The organism is Methylobacterium sp. Leaf94 (genome assembly GCF_001426045.1).
Classification (GTDB): Bacteria; Pseudomonadota; Alphaproteobacteria; order Rhizobiales; family Beijerinckiaceae; genus Methylobacterium.
Genome location: NZ_LMRM01000008.1, coordinates 97,950 through 117,439, shown reverse-complemented (window position 1 = coordinate 117,439; position 19,490 = coordinate 97,950). Strand labels below are relative to the sequence as shown.

Here is a 19,490-nt window from a genome sequence, read left to right as displayed (position 1 = left end):
CTTGGCTCCCCCTCCGAAGCCCGATCCATCAGGCGCGCCAGCCGTGGCGATCCAGACCCATGCTCCCGCCAATCTGAACTTTTGTCCGTCCCCTCGGCTTGATGGACATGCCTCACCCCCCGAACGCGCCGTATGCCCTCGTCGTGGACGACGATTTCCTCGTTCGGATGGATGCGGAAACGATCTTGGAGGATGCTGGCTTCCACGCCCTGTCGGCAGCAAACGGCGTTGAAGCGATCAAGCTGCTTCAGGACCACGCAGACCTGATCGTGCTGCTGTTCACCGATGTGGAGATGCCGGGCGGCCCCGATGGCTTCGAGTTGGCACGAACGACCGCGAGGCGCTGGCCCGACATCTCGATCGTCGTTGCGTCCGGCGGCGTCAAACCGGGGGTGGGGGATCTTCCCGAGGGGGCTGTCTTCCTGGGCAAGCCCTTCAGCGCTCAGATCGTCCACGACCACCTCGACATGATCCTGCCGGACGGTCAGAAACCCGAGCCTCTGAAAGCACGCAAGCGCTAGAAGGGGCGCTGGCCGCGGCCACCGGTCGGACCGGCCGCCCTGTCAGGCGGCGCCGAGATAGGCGGCCTCCAGGCCAGCATCGGCGCTGAGTTCGGCGGCGGTGCCGGCGGTGACGACGCGGCCCTGCTCCAGCACGTAGCCGCGATCGGCCACCGTCAGGGCCAGGGCCGCCATCTGGTCGACGATCAGGATGGTGACGCCCTGGTCGCGCAGGTCCGCCACCACGGCGTAGAGGGCGTTGATCATCGCCGGGGCCAGGCCGAGGGAGGGCTCGTCGAGGAGCAGGATGCGCGGCTGCGCCATCATCCCGCGGGCGATCGCCAGCATCTGCTGCTCGCCCCCCGAGAGCAGGCCCGCCCGGCTCGTCGCCCGGTCGCGCAGGCGGGGGAAGCGGGTGAGCAGCGCCTCGATCTCGGCCGGGTCGATGGGCGCCTTGCGCCCATGGGCCCCGAGGCGGATGTTCTCGATCACGGTCAATTCGGGAAACACCTGCCGGCCCTCCGGCACCAGGGCGAGGCCGAGGCGGGCGATGGTGTGGGCGGGCAGCTGCGCGATGGCCCGGTCCTCCAGCACGATCCCGCCGGAGACCGGCCGGAGCAGGCCGGCGAGGGCCCGCAGGGTCGTCGACTTGCCGGCGCCGTTGGCGCCGAGCAGCGCCACGGTCTCGCCGGGCCGGACCTCGAGGGCGACGCGGTCGAGGACCGGGGCGGCGCCGTAGCCGGCGGTGAGGCCCTGGGTGGAGAGCACCGCGTCGGCCGGCGGCTTCCAGGCGACGGCGCGGGGCCGGGCCGGCGTGTCGGCCCCGCCCAGATAGGCGCGGATCACCGCCGGGTCGTGCCGGATCGCGGCCGGCGTCCCGTGGGCGATCGGACGCCCGGCATCCATGACCAGGATCGCGTCGGAGACGCCCATCACCAGGGGCATGTCGTGCTCGACCAGCACCACGGCGATGCCCTGCCCGGCGATCCGGCGCAGGAGACCGCCCAGGGCGTCGGTGTCGGCCCGGGTCAGGCCGGCGGCGGGCTCGTCGAGGAGGAGGATGCGCGGCCGGCCGGCGAGCGCCCGGGCGATCTCCACCAGGCGGCGGTCCACATGGGGCAGCTCCCCGGCGGGCCGGTCGAGGTCGCCCGCGTAGCCCACGAAGTCCAGCAGGGACGCGGCGGCAACGCGGTCGCCCTTGCCGGAGGGGCGCCAGAGGCGGCCCGGCTCGAAGGCCAGGGCGACGTTGTCGAGGACGCCGAGCGAGCCGAACAGGCGCGTGGTCTGGTAGGTGCGGGCGATGCCGGCCCGGGCGATAATGTGGGCCGGGGCGCCGGCGAGGTCGCGTCCGCCGAGCCGAATCGCCCCGGCCTGCGGCCGGTAGAAGCCCGAGATCATGTTGAGCACGGTGGTCTTGCCGGCGCCGTTGGGGCCGATCAGGCTCGTCACCGCCCCGGCCTCGGCCCGGACCGAGACGCCCTCGGCCGCGCGGATGCCGCCGAAGCGGATGCCGATGCCCTCGACCACCAGGGGCTCGCCCCCGCGCTGCCCGATGAGCAGGGCGAAATCCAGCGCCGGCGGCCGGGTGCCGGTGCGGGGCCGCGGCAGCAGCCGGGCCGCGCTGCCGACGATCCCCGCGGGCACCAGCCAGAGCACCACCAGGGTGGCGAGGCCGAAGAACAGCAGCCGGTACTCGGCGAGCCCCGCCAGGGTCTCGGGCAGGAGCACGGTGACGAGGGCGCCGAAGAGCGGCCCGAGCACGGTGCCAGCCCCGCCGACCACCACGGAGAGCACGAACAGGATCGACTGCGAGAACGGGAACGAACTCGGGGCGATGAACAGCATCAGGGGCGGCAGCACCGCCCCGGCGAGACCCGTCAGCGCCGCCGACAGCGCGAAGGCGAGCGTCTTCACCCGCACCGGGTCGAAGCCCAGGGAGGCGGCCGCCACGTCGGCGTCGCGCACCGCCCGCATCGCCCGCCCGAGGCGGCTGCGGGCGAGGCGATGGAAGCCGTAGAGGGCGAGGCCCGCGCCCAGCACGGCGAGGAGGGCCAGCTCGCGCTCGGCGAAGGGGGTGCCGAACAGGCTCGGCCCGGCGGTGACCACGAGGCCGTTCTGGCCGCCGGTGAGCGCCCCGCCCTCGATCAGGGCGTGCTCGATGATGAAGCCGAACGCGATGGTGACCATGGCGAGGTAGGGGCCCTTCACCCGCATGGCCGGCACCGCGAGCCCCGCTCCGACCAGGCCCGAGAGCAGGCCGGCCGCCGGCAGCGCGAGCCAGAAGCTCAGCCCGGCCCCGGTGAGGATCGCGCTGGCATAGGCGCCGATGGCGTAGAAGCCGGCATGGCCGAAGGAGATCAGCCCGGTCAGCCCGAGGAGGACGTTGAGCCCCGTTCCGGCGACCGTGGTCAGGGCCACCAGGGCGATGACGAAGTGGCTGTAGCCGCCGGTCAGCCCCACCAGGGCCAGCCCCGCCAGGGTCAGGGCCAGGATCGTGAGGGGCATCGCGGCGGGGGCGCGCAGGCGGTGCATCGGCTCAGACCTTGTTGATGGCGGCGCGGCCGAGGAGCCCGTCGGGGCGCAGGGCCAGGGCCAGGATGATCACCGAGAAGACCACGAGCTGGGTGTAGGTGGAGCCGAGGGTCGCGGTGACGCCGGCCTCGACGAGGCCGTAGAGCAGGCCCGCCAGCACCACGCCGGTGGCCGAGCCGATGCCGCCCAGGATCGCCACCGCGAAGGCCTTGATCCCGAACAGCGCCCCCATCTCGGCCGAGACCGAGAACAGCGGCGCGATGAGGAGGCCGGCGGCCCCGGCCAGCAGCGCCGAGAGCGCGAAGGCGCAGGCCACCGTGCGCCGGACGTCGATGCCCATCAGCCGCGCCGCGTCGGCGTTCTGCGCCACCGCCAGGAGCACCCGGCCGAGGTCGGTGCGCCGGAACAGGGTCCGGATCGCCACCGCCACCGAGAGGCCGACCACCGGGATGAGGAGCTGGAGCGGATAGAGGCCGGTGCCGAGGATCTCCACCGGCGTCACCGCCAGGGACGAGGGCAGGCTGCGCGGCTCCTTGCCGAAGGTGAACAGCATCGCGTTGTCGAGGACGATGCCGCCCGCGACCGTGGCGAGGAGCCAGGCGTCCGAGCCCTTCTCGACGAAGGGCCGCACCAGCAGCCGCTCCACCGTGACCCCGAGGAGCGCGCAGCCCAGGAGCGCCCCGAGGATCGCCGCCGGCATCGGCCAGCCCAGCGTCACCGCCAGGGTGTAGCCCAGCACCGCCCCGAGGGTGACGGCGCTGCCCTGCGCGAAGTTCACCGTGCCCGAGACCGCGTAGGTGACGTGGAAGCCGAGCGCCACGAGCCCGTACATGCTGCCGAGGCCGAGGCCGGTGATGAGCGTTCCCGTGAGCATCGGCCCCGTCCCTTCAATTGGTAACGGCGACGATCTCGCCGTTCTGGAAGCGGGTGAAGACGTAGTCCTGCGGCCCGAGGGCGTCGTGCTGGCCCGGCGCGAAGGGCTTGTCGTAGGTCTTGATCAGGCCCGGATAGGTCGCGACCTTGTAGAAGCCGTCCCGCACCTCCGGTCCCTTGGTCGAGCCGGCGGCCTGGATCGCCAGGGCGAGCAGGTGGGTGGCGTCGTAGGCGTTGGCGATGCCCACCGCCGGGGTGACGTCGGCCATCGACTTGATCGCCGGATACTTCGCCTTGAGGGCGTCGAGGACCGCGAGGGCCTTCGGGCTGGTGTTGCCCGCGAAGGTGAAGGTCTGGATGAAGTGGACTCTTGCCGCGCTCGGCCCGGCGAGCTCGTCGAAACGCCCGCCGGCCGGGCCCCAGTGCGAGACCACCGGCACGCTCCAGCCCATCCGGTCGAGGGACTTCACCACCTGGGCCGAGGGCCCGACATTGCCGACGAGGAACAGGGTGTCGGCGCCGGCCTCCCGCAGGCGGGTGAGCTGGGGCACCATGTCGAGGTCGGCGGCCTCGTACTTCTCGATGCCGGCGGCCGGCAGGTCGGCGGCCTTCAGCGCCGCGGTCAGGCCCTGCTGGTTCGACTCGCCCCAGGCGTTGTTGACCAGGATCATCCCGGGCTTCTTCGCGCGATGGGTCTTCACCGCGTAGGCGACCAGGGCCTCGTCCACCAGGGCGTCCACGGCCGAGACCCGGAAGGCGTAGTTGTCGGCCGCCCCGTTGCGGGTGATCCCGGTGCCGGCGGCCCAGGGCCCGAGGAAGGGCACCTTCATCTGGTTGGCGATGGGCACCAGCGCCATCGAGACCGGCGTGTCGAGGCCGCCGACCAGCGCCACCACGCCGACCCGCTGGATCAGCTCGCGGGCGGCGAGCACGCCCTTCGACGGGTTGGCCTCGTCGTCCCGCGCCACCAGCTCCAGGGGCCGCCCGAGCACGCCGCCGCGGGCGTTGACCTCGTCGATGGCGAGCCCGATGCCGCGGGAGATCGCCTCGCCGGATTTCGCCGACTGCCCACTCAGCGCCGTGACGAGGCCGATCCGGATCGGCTCCGCGGCCCGGGCCGCGCCGGCGGCGGAGAGCCCGAGGACGAGGCAGGCGCCCAGAGCGCCGCAGGCCCCCAGGGCGAGGCGGCGGGTCAGGGGCGTCGATCGGCCGGACAGGGGTCGGCTGGACAGGGGTCGGCGGGGCATGGGGTCTCTCCGGCGGCTGCGTCTTGCCCCACCCCGCAACCCCCATGCCAGCCGCTTCGGCCTTGAATTTGCAAGGGGATTCTCGCCAGACCCCGCTCAGTGCCTGCGGATGCGCCAAAGTGCATACACTTGTTGCATGCACTTTGGCGGCGTTTGCGGCAGGGAGGGGCGTGTCCCCGGAGGCCCGACCATGACCGATACCACCGCCCGCGACGCGGCCAACGTCACCGCCTATCTCGAAGCCTCGATGGTGCCCGACCCCGAGCGGGCGGCGACCTACATGGCGCCGGGCATCACCATCGTGTTCACGGGCGGGCGCACCTTCGGGCATCCCCGCGAGGTCACGGCCTTCAATGCCGGGCGCTACGCCTGGGTGAAGAAGCGGATGGAGCGCCTCGATGTGGTGCCGGGGGACGGCGTCACCACGGTCTACAGCCTCGGCACGCTCTACGGCGCATGGCCGGACGGGACGCCGTTCGAGGGCAACCGCTACGTCGACCGCTTCACGGTGCGGGACGGCCTGATCGTGACCATGGAGGTCTGGAACGACAGCGCCGAGCGCCTCCTCAGCCGGCACGACCTGAACACCTGAAGCAGGCTGCGCGCGAGCGAAGCGGCGCCCGGATCGCCGAGCCGGCGCGGCGCTCGCGCGAAGCCCCGTTCCGCCAGCCCGAAGGGATCAGACGGATTCGACGCGAGGGGCGCTCAGCCGCCCACGGGCTCGATATAGGGCGCGAGCAGGCGGCCGAGGTCGCGCTCGCGCGGCGGGGCGGCGACGATGCGCGCCCGCTCGGCCACCGCGTCGAGGTGGTGGTCCATCAGCGCCACGGCCCGCGCGGGGTCGCCCGCGATCAGGGCGGCGGCGAGGGCGCGGTGCTCAGCGACCCCGCATTCGGCGGAATGTGGCCGGCTGTAGAGCGAGAGCACCAGGGCGCAGCGGTAGCCGAGCTCGGCCACGTAGCGCTCCAGCACCGGGCTGCCGGTCATCTGGGCGAGCAGCAGGTGGAACTCGGTGGCCAGGCGGATCGAGGCGCCGTCGGCCCCGCCCTGCGCCGCCTCCTCCCGGGCGATGTGCGCGTGGAGCGCCGCCTGCTGCGCGGGCGTCAGCTGCCCGGCGAGGCGCGCGACCACGAGGCGCTCCAGGCTGATGCGCACGTCGAAGGTGTCGCGCGCCTCCGCCCAGCTCGGAGTCGCCACCACGGCGATGCGGTTGCGCCGCAGTTCCACCAGCCCCTCCCCCGCCAGTTGCCCGAGGGCCTGGCGGGCGATGGTACGGCTGACGCCGAAGCGCTCGCCCAGCGCATCTTCAGGCAGGCGGTCGCCGGGCATGATCGCCCGCTCGACGATCGCCCGGCGCAGGGAGCGGCAGATCGAGCCCACCCGGTCCCGGCTCTCCACCCGCGTCTCGTCGTCCTGCATGTCGCGTCGATCCATCCCGTGCCCGTCGCGGCTCCGGAAGCACGAGTGGGACCAGATCCGGCCCCCTGCCTCCGGCCGAGGGGCCGCGCGGGCGAGGGTCCGGGATGGACTCGACCGATCCGGGTCAGGCGCGGCGCGCATCCTGCGCCGCTGTGACCAGGGCGGCGGCGAGACAGCCGAGGCCGACGAGCAGGGCAGGGCCGAGGCGCTCGCCCAGCAGCAGGGCGGAGGACAGGAGGCCCACCGCCGGAACCCCGAGGGTGGCGTTCGCCATGGTGAAGCTGTCGATGCGCCGGCCGATCGTCGCGAAGATCACGAAGCAGAGCGACGTCGCCACAGGCCCGATGAAGACCAGGAGCCCGACGAGGCGTGGCGACCACGCGACGGCGAGCGGCCCCTCCACCGCGAAGGCGGCGACGGCGAGCGGGACCGCCGCCAGCAGCATCTGCCAGGGCGCGAGGTCGAGGGGATGCGCGCGCCAGCGGTGGCGGCGGACATGCAGGATGACCCCGGCCCAGCAGAGGGCGCAGACGAGCAGCAGGCCGTTGCCGAGGAGCACGTCGGGATCGGTCCAATCCATGCCCATCGGCGAGCAGACCACGGCGACGCCCACGAGGCCGAGCAGGATCGCGACGCCCTGCCGGCGCGACGGGCGCTCGCGCAGCACCAGGCCGGCGCCGAGCAGGACCCAGATCGGTGTCGTGTAGGCCAGCAGCGCCGCCCGGCCCGCATCGGTGTGGCGCATCGCGATCAGGCCGAGGGCCGTGAAGGCCATCATCTGCAGGAGCCCGACGCTGGCGAGCACCGGCCAGTCGGCCCGGGGCGGCCAGCGCAGGCGGCCGGCGAGGCCGAGGAGCCCGAACAGGACCGCGCCGGCGCTGGAAAAGCGCAGGGCCGCGAGCCAGAGAGGCGGCGCGGCGTCGAGGCAGAGCTTCATCGCCGGCCAGCTCAGGCCCCAGAGCAGCACCATCAGGCCGAGCCAGGCCCCCGTCGGAACCCGGATGCGGGGACGGGCCGGCGCCAAGGGTGGCGAGACCAAGGGTGGGGAGAAGGAATTGACCATGAGGGGGTCCGCGGACAGATCGCGGACGAGGCCGCGGCCCAGGATGTTTATCTCTCGCTCGGCGGTATGTTCGTCCCGATTTTCCGGTTAGACCGGTACAATCGGCAAAACATGCCGCATGCATCCGGTTTGGGGACAGATCATGCCGCCGCGGTCGATCATGCTGGATGACGCCTCCCTGCGCATCCTCGAACGCCTGCAACGGGACAGCGAGATCAGCGTCGCCGAGCTGGCCCAGGAGGTCGGGCTCTCGACCTCGCCGTGCTGGCGCCGGGTCAACGACCTGAAGGCCAGCGGCGTCATCCAGCGCTCCGTCGCGGTGGCCGATCCGATCGCCCTCGGGCTGGCGGTCAACGTCTTCGTCCACGTCACGCTGGAGAAACAGACCCAGACCGCGCTCACGGCCTTCGACGAGGCGGTGCGCCACCGTCCCGAGGTGATGGAGTGCTACCTGATGAGCGGCGAGGCCGATTACATGCTGCGCGTCGTGGTGGAGGATCTGGGCCAGTTCCAGAAGCTCGTGCTCGATTACCTCACCCGAATTCCCGGCGTCGCGAGCATCCGCTCCAGCTTCGCCCTGGGACAGGTGAAGTACACGACCGCCCTGCCCCTCGGCCATCTTCGGCGCTGAGGGGCCCTCTGGCTGCGGAGCCTGATCACGGAGCATCCGGGGCTGCGCACCAGCGTCCTGCGCAACCGGTCCATGGGGCCCGCCATCGACCCGATCCCGCAGGGCGCGGACGCGCCGCAGGGGCATTCCGCGTTCGACGAGGCCCTCCGGACGTTCCAGAACGGACGCCTCCACGACGTGATCGGTCACGCCGACACCGTGGCCTCCTCCGCCCGGGCGCTGGGCGAGCCCCGGCCCTGGATCGGGTGGCCCATGACCGAGAATCCGGCCCCGCGCTTCAGCCGGGTGATGGGCGCGCGCACGCCCTGGGGGCGGGCGGTCATCGAGCGCATCGACGCGATCCTGCCGGACGTCCGCGCGACGCAGGCGTTCCGGGAGATCGTCGAAGCGTGGTCCGCACCGGAGGACCGCGCCACGCTGCGGGCCGTCTCCAATGCGTCCTTCCCGTCGCGCGCCTGGCCAGCACCGGTCTGCTCACCGGCCTCGACAACCGGCGGCGCCCCGACGGCGCGCTGGACGCCCCTGCCCGTCGTCGGCGCCCGGACCTGTTCCTGCGGGATCGCGGCCCTCCGGGCGGGCGAGTCCGGCGACAGGCTCGTGACCCGGGCCGATGCCGCGCTCTCCCGCCGAAAGCACAGCGGCCGGACCCCGGTCACCCCGGACGGGGACGCGATTTTCGCCCGTGGCGCGGCTTGGGCCCCCGAGGCGTGGCGCGGTGCTGCGTCAGAGCGGGCGACGAACGGGCGAGGCCATGGCGCGTTGCCTCCCCACAGGTCCGCCCCCGGACACGGAGCCCCCCATGACCTTACGATCCGAAACACCCCCGTCCCCGGGCAACCTCGCGGTCGCGACGCCGCCCGAATCCGACCGGCCCACCACCGCCATGCTGAAGGCGGACATCGACAGTGGCCGGACCGGGGACAAGATCGCCCAGTACGACCCCGGCCTGTCGCAGCTTGGCACCGACGACGAGGCGGCCGGCAACGCCCCCTCGCATGCCCGCGTGGCGCTCGCCCGGAAGACCGAGGCCGCGCCGCCGAAGGCGCGAGAGGCCGCGAGGCCGGAGACCGGCGGCGGCTGGGTCATGCCGCTGTTCATCGGCCTCGCCGCCCTGGTGCCGGTGGTGGTCGGCGTGTCGCTCTTCGTCTTCCGCTGAAGGCGGAAACCGCCCTCAGGCCGTCCGGCCCCGCCGGCGGGCGACCTCGGCGAGGGCCGCGAGGTCCTTCTCGGCGTCGCCGTGGCCCATCGCCTCGATGAGGTTGTCGCGCAGCACGCTGGCGAAGGGCATCGGCACCCCGGCGGCCCCGGCCGCGGAGAGCGCCAGGCCGACATCCTTGGCGCCGAGCTTGAGGTTGAACCCCGGCGGCTCGTAGCGCCGGGCCGCGATGAGCGCGCCGTAGTTCTTGTAGACGGGGGAAGCGAACAGGGTGTTCGTCAGGAGGTCGAGGAGGTCGGCTCCCGTCACCCCGTGGCCCTCGGCCAGGGCGGCCGCCTCGCCCATGGCCTCGATCGCCGCGATCAGCATGAAGTTGCCCGCGAGCTTCACCGCGTTGGCCCGGTGCGGCTCGGTCCCGAAGCCCCAGGTCCTGGCGCCCATGGCGTCGAGGAGCGGCTGGGCCCGCGCGATCGCGTCCAGATCTCCGGCCGCCACGATGTTCAGGGCGCCGGCCTCGGCGACGTCCGGACGTCCGAAGACCGGAGCGGCGATGTAGGGCACGCCGGCGCGGGCGTGGATGGCGGCGAGCTCCTGCGCCAGGGCCACCGAGATCGTGCTCATCGAGAGATGCAGGCCCGGGCGCCCGGGGCCGTCGAGGAGGCCGCCCTCCATGATCACCGCCCGCAGGGCCGCGTCGTCGGCCAGCATGGTGATGGCCGCATCCCCGGCGAAGGCCTCGGCGGCGCTCGCCACCGGGACCACCCCGTCGAGCCCGTCGGCCGCGCCGGCCGAGCGGTTCCAGACCCGGACCCTGTGCCCGGCCCGGACCAGGCTCGCCGCCATGCCGCGGCCCATCCGTCCGAGGCCGATCACGCCGACATCCATGCGCACGCTCATGTCGTCTCTCCCGTCGTGGTGGCCCGGCGCTCAGTGGCCGTCGAGGAATTCGAGCGTCAGGCTGTTGAACTGGTCCGTCGCCTCCATGTGGACGAGGTGCCCGATGCCGGGCAGCACCACGGCATGGCCGTTCGGCATCCGGCCGGCCAGCGTCCGCGCGTGCTCGGCATTGCGCCCCATCCCGGCCCGGAGGGCTTCCGGCGCGAAGGGCTTGCCGGGGGCGTTGTGGTCGTTCTCGCCCATGATGAAGAGGGTCGGGACCGGGAGCAGCGGGATCTCGTGCACCACCGGCTGCCCCCAGATCGCCTGGTAGGCATTGACGAAGGACTGCAGCCAGCGCGGATACTCGCCCGAGCCCTTCACCCGCTCGCGCAGCGACACGAAGGGTTCGATGGCGGAGGCCGGCAGCGACAGGGCGTAGTTCGTCATCAGCTGGCGGCGGTAGGACTCCGCCGTGGCGTCGCCCTCCAGGCGCAGCAGGGTGGCGTCGGAAACCGGCGGCACCGTGAACCGGTAATCCTCCAGGCCGATCGGCGCTTCGAGGACGAGGCTGTTGACCCGGGTCGGGGCATTGCGCGCGAGGCGCACCGCCAGCATCCCCCCCATGGAATGGGCCACCACGTCGACCCGGGCCAGGCCGAGGGAGTCGAGCAGCGCCACGGTGTCGGCCGCCATGGCGTCGAAGGTGTAGGCCCCCACGGGCTTGGCCGACTTGCCGAAGCCGAGCTGGTCCGGGGCCAGCACCCGGTAGCCCGCGCGGGTCAGGGCCTGGATCACCGGCTGCCAGTAGCTCGACGGGAAGTTGCGCCCGTGCAGCAGCAGGACGGTCCGGCCGTTGGCCTGTCCCTCCGCGGGCACGTCCATGTAGGCGAGGCGCTGGCGCTCGCCGTCGCGCATCCGCTCGAGATAGAAGACCGGGTACGGGTAGGCGAAGCCCTCCAGGGCGATGCCGAGGGGCGCCGTGTCGTTGGCGGTCGGCTGGGCGGCGGCGGGCGCCACGGACAGCAGGGCCGCCAGCAGCAGGGCGGAGAGTTTGAGGAGCGCGTCCATGTGGGGTCCCGGCAACGGCGCGCAATCCTACGCACCGGGCTGACATAGCGCAGGTTCCGCACCAGCGTCGCCCGATCCCGGTGACAAACGACACGCCGCGTTTCCCCGGCCCTTGCGGTTTCCGGCCCGGCGTCCCAGGGCTCGGCCATGACCACCGACGTTCCCGGCCCGGATCCGCGCGGCCGACCTTCCTCCCCGGACCGGACGACGTCCCGGGATCAGGATCCCTCCCAGGGTCAAGATCTCCCGCACCAGGATCTCCCGCCCCGGACACCGCCCGAGCCCGGACTGGACGGCATTCCGGTGCGCGAACGCATGCTGGCGCTCCTCGCGATCGGCCTCGCCATGACCATGGCGGTCCTCGACGGCGCCATCGTCAACGTCGCCCTGCCGGTGATGGCCAAGGACCTCGGGGTCGAGCCCTCCGCGGCGATCTTCGTGACCAACAGCTTCCAGATCGCGGTGACGGCCGCCCTGCTGCCCCTGGCCGCCCTGGGCGACATCCTGGGCTATCGCCGGATCTACCTCGCCGGTCTCGCCGTGTTCACGGCGGCGTCCGTCGCCTGCGCCTTCGCCCCCAGCTTCGAAGCCCTGGTGGCCGCGCGGATCGCGCAGGGGCTCGGGGCCGCCGGCATCATGAGCGTGAACACCGCCCTGGTGCGCTTCATCTACCCGCAGCGGATGATCGGGCGCGGCGTCGGCAACATCGCCCTGGTGGTGGCCATGGCCTCCGCCGCCGGTCCGACGGTGGCGGCCGCCATTCTGTCGGTGGCGAGCTGGCCCTGGCTGTTCCTGGTCAACCTGCCGGTGGGGCTGATCGCCCTGACGGTGGGGGCCCGCACCCTCCCGGTGACGCCCCGGAACGGCGGGCGCTTCGACCTCCGCAGCGCCCTCCTCAACGCCGTGACCTTCGGGCTCCTCATCATCGGGGTCGACGGCCTCGGCGACCCGGCGACCCGGGGCGTGGCGCTGGCCGAGATCGGGGCGGCCCTGGCGATCGGCGCGGTGTTCGTCCGGACCCAGACCCGGCTGGCGCGCCCGCTCCTGCCCGTCGACCTCCTGCGGATTCCCGCCTTCGCCCTGTCGATGGCGAGCTCGGTCGCCTCCTTCGCGGCCCAGATGATGGCCTACGTCGCCCTGCCCTTCTACTTCCAGGACGTGCTGCACCTCTCCGAGACCCAGACCGGCTTCCTGATGACGCCGTGGCCCCTGGCCATCGCCCTGATGGCCCCGATCTCGGGGCGCCTCGCCGACCGCTACGCCCCGGGACTGCTCGGCGGCTTCGGCCTCGCCCTGATGGCCACCGGCCTGACGGCGACGGCCCTCCTCCCCGCGGGCGCGTCGCATCCCGACATCGCCTGGCGCCTGACCCTGTGCGGCCTCGGCTTCGGGTTGTTCCAGTCGCCCAACAACAAGGTCATCATCACCAGCGCCCCGCGGGACCGCAGCGGCGGGGCGAGCGGGATGCAGTCCACCGCCCGCCTCACCGGGCAATCCTTCGGCGCGGCCCTGGTGGCGGTGATCTTCGGCCTGCACCAGGGCGGCCCGCCGGCCGGGCCGGTGACCGCGACCCTGTGGTGCGCCGTCGCGCTGGCGAGCCTCGGGGCGGTGACCAGCGTCCTGCGGCGCCAGCCCCGCGCCTGACGCATCCGCCGCGATCGCACCAGGGCCCGACCTGCGCGTTGACCCGGATCAGTGCCTCTCCGAAGGACGATCCCATGAACCTCGACCTGTCCGGCAAGCGCGCCCTCGTCAGCGGCTCCACCAGCGGCATCGGCTACGCCATCGCCAAGGCCCTGGGCGAACTCGGCGCCAACGTGGCGATCAACGGGCGGACGCAGGACCGCGTCCGCGACGCCGTCGACCGCCTGAAGCGCGAGACCGGCCGTGCCGGCTTCATCGGGGCGCCCGGGGACGTCGCCAGTCCGGACGGGGCGGCCCGCGTGGTCGCCGGCCTGCCGGACGTCGACATCCTGGTGAACAACACCGGCATCTTCGAGCCGAAGCCGTTCTTCGAGATCCCGGACGAGGACTGGCAGCGGTTCTTCGAGACCAACGTGATGAGCGGCGTGCGCCTGGCGCGGGCCTACACCCCCGGCATGGTCGCGCGCGGCTGGGGCCGGGTGGTCTTCATCTCCAGCGAATCCGGCGTGAACATCCCGGTGGAGATGGTCCATTACGGGATGACGAAGACCGCCCAGCTCGCCGTGGCCCGGGGGCTCGCCGAGACCGTGTCGGGCAGCGGCGTCACCGTGAACAGCGTGCTGCCGGGGCCGACCCTGTCCGAGGGGGTCGCCGATTTCATGAAGAGCATGGCGCAGGGGCAGGACGGCGGAGCCGGGGGCGCCGTCGACCTCGACGCCGCCGGCCGCGCCTTCGTGGCCGAGCACCGCCCGACCTCGCTGATCGGCCGCCTCGCCACCGTCGAGGAGGTCGCCAGCATGGTCGCCTACATCTGCAGCCCGGCCGCCAGCGCCACCAGCGGGGCGGCGCTGCGCGTCGATGGCGGCGTGGTGCGCAGCATCGTGTGAGGACGCGCCGCCCCGACGCGTGGCGGCCGGTCCGGTAAGGATTTCGCAAGCTCTGCCGCCGACCCTGGCCCGAACGCACGGGAGGGCGGTCGATGGGGGATTATGCGCTGGAAGGTCCACGCTGGGGAACGGGCGCGGCAGGCACGGGCGGCGGCACCGTCACCTGGGCCGTCGACGGCACGATCCCCACCGGCTTCGTGAGCCTCCTCCAGGCCGCCTTCGCCACCTGGGCCGCCGCCGCCGACATCGCCTTCCAGCAGGTGGCCGCGACGGCCAACGCCCAGATCGACTTCACCCTCGGGGGGATCGACGGGCTCGGCAAGACCCTGGGCTACGCCACCTATTCCTACAGCGGCCAGCGCATGCAGTCCGCGGAGGTGACCTTCGACAGCGGCGAGGGCTGGCACGCCTCCGGCGCCCGCGTCTTCGGCACCCAGAACGTCGATTTCTCCCTGGTGGCGCTGCACGAGATCGGCCACGCGCTCGGCCTCGACCATTACGACGCCAAGCCCGAGGTGATGAACACCATCCTCGACAGGGGCATCACGACCCTGTCGGCCGGCGACATCGCCGGGATCCAGGCCCTGTACGGTGCGCCGCCCGCCCCGGTGGTGGCCGCGGCGGCACAGACGAGCCCGGTCGCCGGCACCGCCGTCACGGCGGTCTATCGGTTCTACGACACCCATACGGGGGATCACTTCTACACCACGAGTACGGCCGAGAAGGCGCAGATCGAAAAGACGCTGCCGTGGTTCACCTACGAGGGCACCCCGTGGGCGGCCCCGGCCCAGGGCGCCGACACGGTGGACGTGTTCCGGTTCTTCGACACGGCCTCGAACGCCCACTTCTTCACGACGAGCGTCGCCGAGCGGGACCAGGTCCTCAAGACGGCGCCGACCTACACGTACGAGGGCGTGGCCTTCGAGGCCTACGCGGATGCGGGCGCCCCCGGCGGCCTGACCCTGGAGCGCTTCTACAACACCCAGACCGGCCAGCATCACTTCGCCGGCAGTGCCGAGGAAGCCAACGGCATCAACCACGGCGCCGCCGGTCCGGGCTGGGTCGACGAGGGCAAGGCCTTCACCGTCCACCTGCCCACCGATGCGATGATCTTCGCCTAGGCGGCGGGCCCGGCTGTCCGCCTGACGGCTGGGCCGACGCGCCTCGGGATCGGCTACTCGGCCTCGGCCTCGAACATCTCGTCGAAGGAGTAGCCCGAGCCGCGGACCGTGCGGATCGGGTCGCTCTGGCGCGGGCGGTTCAGGGCCTTGCGCAGGCGCCCGACATGGACGTCGACCGTGCGCTCGTCGATGTAGACGTCGTGGCCCCAGACGCCGTCGAGGAGCTGCTCGCGCGAGAACACCCGGCCGGGGCTCTGCATCAGGAATTCGAGGAGCTTGAACTCGGTCGGCCCGAGATGGATCTCGCGGCCTTCCCGGCGAATGCGGTGGCTGACCCGGTCGAGCTCGATGTCGCCGGCCACCAGCAGGTTGGCGACGTGGGCCGGCTTGGCCCGGCGCAGCAGGGCGCGGACCCGGGCGAGGAGCTCCGGCACCGAGAACGGCTTCACGATGTAGTCGTCGGCGCCCGTTCCGAGGCCCCGGATGCGGTCGCCCTCCTCGCCCCGCGCCGTGAGCATGATGACCGGCAGCCGCTCGGTCTCGCGCCGGGCGCGGATGCGGCGGCAGAGCTCGATCCCCGACAGGGCCGGCAGCATCCAGTCGAGCAGGACGAGGTCAGGCACCTGCTCCTGCAGGCGCAGGTCCGCCTCGTCGCCGCGGGCGGCCGAGTCGACGATGAACCCCTCGGCCTCGAGGTTGTAGCGGAGGAGGAGGGTCAGGGCCTCCTCGTCCTCGACGATCAGGATACGCGTACTCATCGTGCGCTTTCGATCAGACCGGCACGGGGGTCAGGCCGCGCCGGGCATGTCCACGGTGGCGTAGTTGGACGCGTCGTTCTTCGGGCGCTCGCGCTCGGCCAGGAGGTTCTCGCCGGTGACGAGGTAGTGGATCGTCTCGGCGATGTTGGTGGTGTGGTCGCCAATGCGCTCGATGTTCTTGGCCACGAACAGGAGATGCGTGCAGAACGAGATGTTGCGCGGGTCCTCCATCATGTAGGTCAGGAGCTCGCGGAACAGGGAATTGTAGAGGGCATCGATGGCGTCGTCGCGCTCCCAGACGTCGAGGGCCGCCTTGGTGTCGCGGCTGGCATAGGCGTCGAGGACGTCCTTGAGCTGCTCCTGCACCAGGTCGCTCATGTGCTGGACGCCGATGACGATCTTCTGCGGCTGGATCTGGTCGGCGATCGCCACGACGCGCTTGGCGACGTTCTTGGCAAGGTCGCCGATGCGTTCGAGATCGTTCGACACGCGGATCGCCGTCACGGTCTCGCGCAGGTCGATGGCCAGGGGCTGGCGCCGGGCGATGAGCAGGATCGCCCGCTCCTCGATCTCGCGCTGGAGGGTGTCGAGGCGGGCGTCGGCGGCGATCACCGCCTGGGCCAGGGGCGCGTCCCGGCGCACCAGGGCCTCGCCGGCCTCGGTCATCATCTTCTCGGCGATGCCGCCCATCTCGGAGATCGAGCGGCGCAGGTCCTCGAGGTCCGTATCATAGGATTTGACGATGTGGTCGGGCATGGGGTTCGCTCCTCGATCGGGCCCGTCTGTCCGGGGCCCGCCCTGGCGGTGATGGGGGACGCGGGCCGAGACCGGCCGGCGGAGGATCAGCCGAAGCGGCCGGTGATGTAGTCCTGCGTCTGGCGCTTTTCCGGATTCATGAAGATGCGCGTGGTGGGCCCGAACTCCACCAGTTCGCCGAGATACATGAAGGCGGTGAACTGCGAGATGCGCGCCGCCTGCTGCATGTTGTGCGTGACGATGACGATGGTGAATTCCGAACGCAGCTGCTCGATCAGCTCCTCGATGCGGCCCGTCGAGATCGGGTCGAGGGCCGAGGTCGGCTCGTCGAACAGGATCACCTCGGGGCGCTGGGCCACCGTGCGGGCGATGCAGAGGCGCTGCTGCTGGCCGCCCGAGAGGCCCATGCCGGATTGCTTGAGCTTGTCCTTCACCTCGTCCCAGAGGGCGGCCTTGCGCAGGGATTCCTCGACGCGCATGTCGAGGTCGGCCTTGGGCAGCTTCTCGTAGAGGCGCAGGCCGAAGGCGACGTTGTCGTAGATCGACATCGGGAACGGGGTCGGCTTCTGGAACACCATGCCGATGCGCGAGCGCAGCTCGTTCAGGTCGACCCCGGAATCCAGGACGTTCTGGCCGTCGAGGAGGATCTCCCCTTCCGCGCGCTGGTCCGGATACAGGCTGTAGATCCGGTTGAAGGTGCGCAACAGGGTGGACTTCCCGCAGCCCGACGGGCCGATCAGCGCCGTGACCTGGCGGTCGTGGAAGTTGAGGTTGACCGACTTCAGGCCGTGGAAGCTGCCGTAGTAGAAGTTCAGGTCCTTGACGGCGATGCGGACCGGTGAGGACTCGTCGGCCTTGTGGCGTCCGGTGAGCTGCGCGGACGTGATCCCGGGGGCGGCGTTCATCGGTTCAAGATCCTATCGGGCGAAGCGGCGGGGACAGGCGGCGCGCGGGTGGTCAGCGCGACCGCTCGGTCTTGATGACGAAGCGGGCCACGATCGACAGGGCGAGGATCGTGACGGTGATGAGGAGGGCGCCGGCCCAGGCGAGCTGCTGCCAGTTCGGATAGGGCGAGAGGGCGAACTGGTAGATCATCACGGGCAGGTTCGGCACACCGCCCATCAGGTTGGGGGCGAACCAGCTGTTGTTGTTGAGCGCGGTGAAGAGCAGCGGCGCGGTCTCGCCGGCGATGCGGGCCAGGGCCAGGATGATGCCGGTGACGATGCCGGCGCTGGCGCCGCGCCAGGTGATGCTCCGGATGACGATGGAGGGCGGGGCGCCCAGCGCGGCGCCGGCCTCGCGCAGGGTCGAGGGCACGAGGCGCAGCATGTCCTCGGTGGTGCGCACGATCACCGGGGTGGCGATGATGGCCAGCGCCACCGCGCCGGCCCAGCCGGAATAGGAGCCCATGGGGCGCACCATCAGCGTATAGACGAACAGGCCGATGAGGATCGAGGGCGCCGAGAGCAGGATGTCGTTGAGGAAGCGGATGACGTCGGCGATCTTCGAGTTGCGGCCGTACTCGGCCAGGAACGTCCCCGCCATCACGCCGACGGGCGTCGCCACCAGGATGGCCAGGAGGGTCATCACCAGGCTGCCGAGGATCGCGTTGGCGATGCCGCCGCCCTCGGAACCGGGCCCCGGCGTCGGGGCGGTGAAGAGGGTCGGCGAGACGCCCTTGATGCCCTCGACCACCAGCATGAACAGGATCGAGCCGAGCACGACGATGCCCACCAGCGTGGCGATCGTGCTCGCCAGGATCAGGATCCGGTCGGCGACCCGGCGGCCGGGCCGGACCCGGCTGATCCGGGCCGGGGCGGCGGTGGTGAGGGGGTTCGCGGCGTCCATGATGCGGCTCCTGACGACTCGGTGAGGCTGGCCTCAGGCGACCTTCGCGCGGCGGGTGAGGAGGCGCGCGACGATCAGGACGAAGAAGGTGATGACGAAGAGGATGCAGCCGAGGGCCATCAGGGCGTTCAGCTGCATGCCGTCGGCCTCATTGAACTCGTTGGCGATGCGCGAGGCGATGGTGGAGCCCGGGTCGAAGACCGAGCCCGAGAGGCGGTTGGCGTTGCCGATGACGAAGGTCACCGCCATGGTCTCGCCGAGCGCCCGGCCGAGGCCCAGCATGATGGCCCCGATGATGGAGACCGAGGCCTGGGGCACCAGCACGTGGCGCACCACCTCCCAGGTGGTGCAGCCGATGCCGTAGGCGCTCTCCCGCAGCACCGTCGGGATCTGGTCGAGCATGTCGCGGGTGATCGAGGCCACGAAGGGCACGATCATGATGGCCAGGATGATGCCCGCGGTGAGGATGCCGACGCCCGAGGGGACGCGGGCATAGAACAGGGTGCCGACGATCGGCATGCCCTCGACGAGGTTCGACACCGGCACCTGCACGAAGCGGGCGAAGAGCGGGGCGAACACGAACAGGCCCCACATGCCGTAGATGATGCTCGGCACCGAGGCGAGGAGCTCGATGGTCATCGAGACGGGCTTGCGGGCCCAGCCGGGGCAGAGCTGCGTCAGGTAGACGGCGATGCCGAGCGAGAGCGGCACGCCGATCAGCAGGGCGAGAACGGCCGAGGCCAGGGTCCCGACGATGGCCACGAGGCCGCCGTACTGCTCCTGCCCGATGTTCCAGACGCTGGAGGTGATGAAGCCGAGGCCGAATTCCTGGAAGGCCGGCCAGGCGCCGTACGCGATGGAGGCCAGGATGCCGGCCAGAAACAGGAGCACCAGGATCGCCGCGCCGTAGGAGGCCGCGCGGAACAGGCTGTCGCCGAGGCCGCCGGGCGTCTTGCGGGCCGCGGCGCGGCCCCGCGTCAGGGCGATCTGGTCAGTCAAGGCGGCCATCCGAATGTCTTCTCTTCACCGGGCGGCGTCCTACCCTGCGCCGGTCGTCGGCGCGAGGGGGGATCACCGGATCGTTGCCAAGGGGTGGCGATAGGGGGTG

The 19,490-nt window shown here is 71.9% G+C and carries 20 protein-coding genes; 7 read left to right on the top strand and 13 right to left on the bottom strand.

Annotation, left to right across the window (positions count from 1 at the left end):
* The first annotated feature begins 143 nt into the window (after window positions 1-143).
* Window positions 144-521, top strand: a complete 378-nt coding sequence (locus tag ASG63_RS06645) for a response regulator (protein ID WP_338011811.1) — start codon at window positions 144-146, stop codon at window positions 519-521.
* 42 nt (window positions 522-563) lie between these two features.
* On the opposite strand, the gene ASG63_RS06640 is transcribed toward ASG63_RS06645, so the two are convergent.
* From ASG63_RS06640 to ASG63_RS06630, 3 genes are read right to left on the bottom strand one after another with little or no spacing between them, the layout of a single operon-like run.
* Window positions 564-3,032 carry a branched-chain amino acid ABC transporter ATP-binding protein/permease gene (locus ASG63_RS06640; protein WP_056213338.1) on the bottom strand — a complete coding sequence of 823 codons (2,469 nt, stop codon included), beginning with the start codon at window positions 3,030-3,032 and terminating at the stop codon, window positions 564-566.
* Window positions 3,033-3,036: 4 nt separating this feature from the next.
* On the bottom strand, window positions 3,037-3,906 hold the full coding sequence (locus ASG63_RS06635) for a branched-chain amino acid ABC transporter permease (RefSeq protein ID WP_056213336.1): 870 nt from the start codon (window positions 3,904-3,906) through the stop codon (window positions 3,037-3,039).
* A gap of 13 nt (window positions 3,907-3,919) precedes the next feature.
* Window positions 3,920-5,152 (bottom strand): ABC transporter substrate-binding protein, encoded by a 1,233-nt coding sequence (locus ASG63_RS06630; protein ID WP_056213334.1) that lies wholly within the window; start codon window positions 5,150-5,152, stop codon window positions 3,920-3,922.
* 190 nt (window positions 5,153-5,342) lie between these two features.
* Here ASG63_RS06630 and ASG63_RS06625 point away from each other — a divergent pair, with 190 nt between their 5' ends.
* The gene (locus tag ASG63_RS06625) at window positions 5,343-5,744 is read left to right on the top strand and encodes a nuclear transport factor 2 family protein (protein ID WP_056213332.1); all 402 of its coding nucleotides are present in this window, start codon (window positions 5,343-5,345) and stop codon (window positions 5,742-5,744) included.
* A 113-nt stretch (window positions 5,745-5,857) separates the two neighbouring features.
* On the opposite strand, the gene ASG63_RS06620 is transcribed toward ASG63_RS06625, so the two are convergent.
* Both ASG63_RS06620 and ASG63_RS06615 read right to left on the bottom strand, forming a co-directional pair.
* Window positions 5,858-6,571: a GntR family transcriptional regulator gene (locus tag ASG63_RS06620; RefSeq protein ID WP_056213328.1), complete on the bottom strand. Its 714-nt coding sequence runs from the start codon at window positions 6,569-6,571 to the stop codon at window positions 5,858-5,860.
* Between the two features lie 124 nt (window positions 6,572-6,695).
* Window positions 6,696-7,634, bottom strand: a complete 939-nt coding sequence (locus tag ASG63_RS06615; protein WP_056213326.1) for a DMT family transporter — start codon at window positions 7,632-7,634, stop codon at window positions 6,696-6,698.
* Window positions 7,635-7,776: 142 nt separating this feature from the next.
* On the opposite strand from ASG63_RS06615, the gene ASG63_RS06610 reads away from it, so the two are divergent.
* Complete coding sequence (locus ASG63_RS06610; protein ID WP_056213324.1) at window positions 7,777-8,265, top strand: Lrp/AsnC family transcriptional regulator; 489 nt, start codon at window positions 7,777-7,779, stop codon at window positions 8,263-8,265.
* Window positions 8,266-8,450: 185 nt separating this feature from the next.
* Here ASG63_RS06610 and ASG63_RS25050 read toward each other — a convergent pair whose 3' ends face one another.
* The gene (locus ASG63_RS25050) at window positions 8,451-8,597 is read right to left on the bottom strand and encodes a hypothetical protein (protein WP_156394090.1); all 147 of its coding nucleotides are present in this window, start codon (window positions 8,595-8,597) and stop codon (window positions 8,451-8,453) included.
* A 467-nt stretch (window positions 8,598-9,064) separates the two neighbouring features.
* Between ASG63_RS25050 and ASG63_RS06600 the strand changes: the two genes are divergently transcribed.
* Window positions 9,065-9,421, top strand: a complete 357-nt coding sequence (locus ASG63_RS06600; protein WP_056213320.1) for a hypothetical protein — start codon at window positions 9,065-9,067, stop codon at window positions 9,419-9,421.
* 15 nt (window positions 9,422-9,436) lie between these two features.
* On the opposite strand, the gene ASG63_RS06595 is transcribed toward ASG63_RS06600, so the two are convergent.
* Complete coding sequence (locus ASG63_RS06595; RefSeq protein WP_056213435.1) at window positions 9,437-10,306, bottom strand: NAD(P)-dependent oxidoreductase; 870 nt, start codon at window positions 10,304-10,306, stop codon at window positions 9,437-9,439.
* A 42-nt stretch (window positions 10,307-10,348) separates the two neighbouring features.
* Entirely contained in the window at window positions 10,349-11,368 is a 1,020-nt protein-coding gene (locus ASG63_RS06590) for an alpha/beta fold hydrolase (protein WP_056213317.1), read from the bottom strand.
* Window positions 11,369-11,683: 315 nt separating this feature from the next.
* On the opposite strand from ASG63_RS06590, the gene ASG63_RS06585 reads away from it, so the two are divergent.
* From ASG63_RS06585 to ASG63_RS06575, 3 genes are all read left to right on the top strand, one after another.
* Window positions 11,684-13,012, top strand: a complete 1,329-nt coding sequence (locus ASG63_RS06585) for an MFS transporter (protein WP_056213315.1) — start codon at window positions 11,684-11,686, stop codon at window positions 13,010-13,012.
* 74 nt (window positions 13,013-13,086) lie between these two features.
* On the top strand, window positions 13,087-13,899 hold the full coding sequence (locus ASG63_RS06580; protein ID WP_056213313.1) for an SDR family NAD(P)-dependent oxidoreductase: 813 nt from the start codon (window positions 13,087-13,089) through the stop codon (window positions 13,897-13,899).
* Window positions 13,900-13,991: 92 nt separating this feature from the next.
* On the top strand, window positions 13,992-15,020 hold the full coding sequence (locus tag ASG63_RS06575; protein WP_056213311.1) for a matrixin family metalloprotease: 1,029 nt from the start codon (window positions 13,992-13,994) through the stop codon (window positions 15,018-15,020).
* A gap of 53 nt (window positions 15,021-15,073) precedes the next feature.
* On the opposite strand, the gene phoB is transcribed toward ASG63_RS06575, so the two are convergent.
* The 5 genes from phoB to pstC form a co-directional block, all read right to left on the bottom strand.
* Window positions 15,074-15,778 carry a phosphate regulon transcriptional regulator PhoB gene (gene phoB, locus ASG63_RS06570; RefSeq protein WP_056213308.1) on the bottom strand — a complete coding sequence of 235 codons (705 nt, stop codon included), beginning with the start codon at window positions 15,776-15,778 and terminating at the stop codon, window positions 15,074-15,076.
* Between the two features lie 30 nt (window positions 15,779-15,808).
* Window positions 15,809-16,534 (bottom strand): phosphate signaling complex protein PhoU, encoded by a 726-nt coding sequence (phoU, locus tag ASG63_RS06565; RefSeq protein ID WP_056213306.1) that lies wholly within the window; start codon window positions 16,532-16,534, stop codon window positions 15,809-15,811.
* Window positions 16,535-16,620: 86 nt separating this feature from the next.
* A complete protein-coding gene (pstB, locus tag ASG63_RS06560; protein WP_056213304.1) occupies window positions 16,621-17,439 on the bottom strand; it encodes a phosphate ABC transporter ATP-binding protein PstB in 819 nt (272 codons plus the stop codon).
* A gap of 52 nt (window positions 17,440-17,491) precedes the next feature.
* Entirely contained in the window at window positions 17,492-18,382 is an 891-nt protein-coding gene (gene pstA / locus ASG63_RS06555) for a phosphate ABC transporter permease PstA (protein ID WP_056213301.1), read from the bottom strand.
* 33 nt (window positions 18,383-18,415) lie between these two features.
* Window positions 18,416-19,390, bottom strand: a complete 975-nt coding sequence (gene pstC, locus ASG63_RS06550; RefSeq protein ID WP_056213299.1) for a phosphate ABC transporter permease subunit PstC — start codon at window positions 19,388-19,390, stop codon at window positions 18,416-18,418.
* Window positions 19,391-19,490: the final 100 nt, after the last annotated feature.

What these genes read in the sequence shown, in the direction of transcription:
- ASG63_RS06630 (WP_056213334.1), bottom strand. Translation starts at nt 5,152, where the DNA reads ATGCCCCGCCGACCCCTGTCCAGCCGACCCCTGTCCGGCCGATCGACG.
- ASG63_RS25050 (WP_156394090.1), bottom strand. Translation starts at nt 8,597, where the DNA reads ATGCGCTCGATGACCGCCCGCCCCCAGGGCGTGCGCGCGCCCATCACC.
- pstA (WP_056213301.1), bottom strand. Translation starts at nt 18,382, where the DNA reads ATGGACGCCGCGAACCCCCTCACCACCGCCGCCCCGGCCCGGATCAGC.
- ASG63_RS06585 (WP_056213315.1), top strand. Translation starts at nt 11,684, where the DNA reads ATGCTGGCGCTCCTCGCGATCGGCCTCGCCATGACCATGGCGGTCCTC.
- ASG63_RS06580 (WP_056213313.1), top strand. Translation starts at nt 13,087, where the DNA reads ATGAACCTCGACCTGTCCGGCAAGCGCGCCCTCGTCAGCGGCTCCACC.
- phoU (WP_056213306.1), bottom strand. Translation starts at nt 16,534, where the DNA reads ATGCCCGACCACATCGTCAAATCCTATGATACGGACCTCGAGGACCTG.
- ASG63_RS06615 (WP_056213326.1), bottom strand. Translation starts at nt 7,634, where the DNA reads ATGGTCAATTCCTTCTCCCCACCCTTGGTCTCGCCACCCTTGGCGCCG.
- ASG63_RS06600 (WP_056213320.1), top strand. Translation starts at nt 9,065, where the DNA reads ATGACCTTACGATCCGAAACACCCCCGTCCCCGGGCAACCTCGCGGTC.
- ASG63_RS06575 (WP_056213311.1), top strand. Translation starts at nt 13,992, where the DNA reads ATGGGGGATTATGCGCTGGAAGGTCCACGCTGGGGAACGGGCGCGGCA.
- ASG63_RS06610 (WP_056213324.1), top strand. Translation starts at nt 7,777, where the DNA reads ATGCCGCCGCGGTCGATCATGCTGGATGACGCCTCCCTGCGCATCCTC.
- pstB (WP_056213304.1), bottom strand. Translation starts at nt 17,439, where the DNA reads ATGAACGCCGCCCCCGGGATCACGTCCGCGCAGCTCACCGGACGCCAC.
- ASG63_RS06595 (WP_056213435.1), bottom strand. Translation starts at nt 10,306, where the DNA reads ATGGATGTCGGCGTGATCGGCCTCGGACGGATGGGCCGCGGCATGGCG.
- ASG63_RS06590 (WP_056213317.1), bottom strand. Translation starts at nt 11,368, where the DNA reads ATGGACGCGCTCCTCAAACTCTCCGCCCTGCTGCTGGCGGCCCTGCTG.
- phoB (WP_056213308.1), bottom strand. Translation starts at nt 15,778, where the DNA reads ATGAGTACGCGTATCCTGATCGTCGAGGACGAGGAGGCCCTGACCCTC.
- pstC (WP_056213299.1), bottom strand. Translation starts at nt 19,390, where the DNA reads ATGGCCGCCTTGACTGACCAGATCGCCCTGACGCGGGGCCGCGCCGCG.
- ASG63_RS06635 (WP_056213336.1), bottom strand. Translation starts at nt 3,906, where the DNA reads ATGCTCACGGGAACGCTCATCACCGGCCTCGGCCTCGGCAGCATGTAC.
- ASG63_RS06640 (WP_056213338.1), bottom strand. Translation starts at nt 3,032, where the DNA reads ATGCACCGCCTGCGCGCCCCCGCCGCGATGCCCCTCACGATCCTGGCC.
- ASG63_RS06620 (WP_056213328.1), bottom strand. Translation starts at nt 6,571, where the DNA reads ATGCAGGACGACGAGACGCGGGTGGAGAGCCGGGACCGGGTGGGCTCG.
- ASG63_RS06625 (WP_056213332.1), top strand. Translation starts at nt 5,343, where the DNA reads ATGACCGATACCACCGCCCGCGACGCGGCCAACGTCACCGCCTATCTC.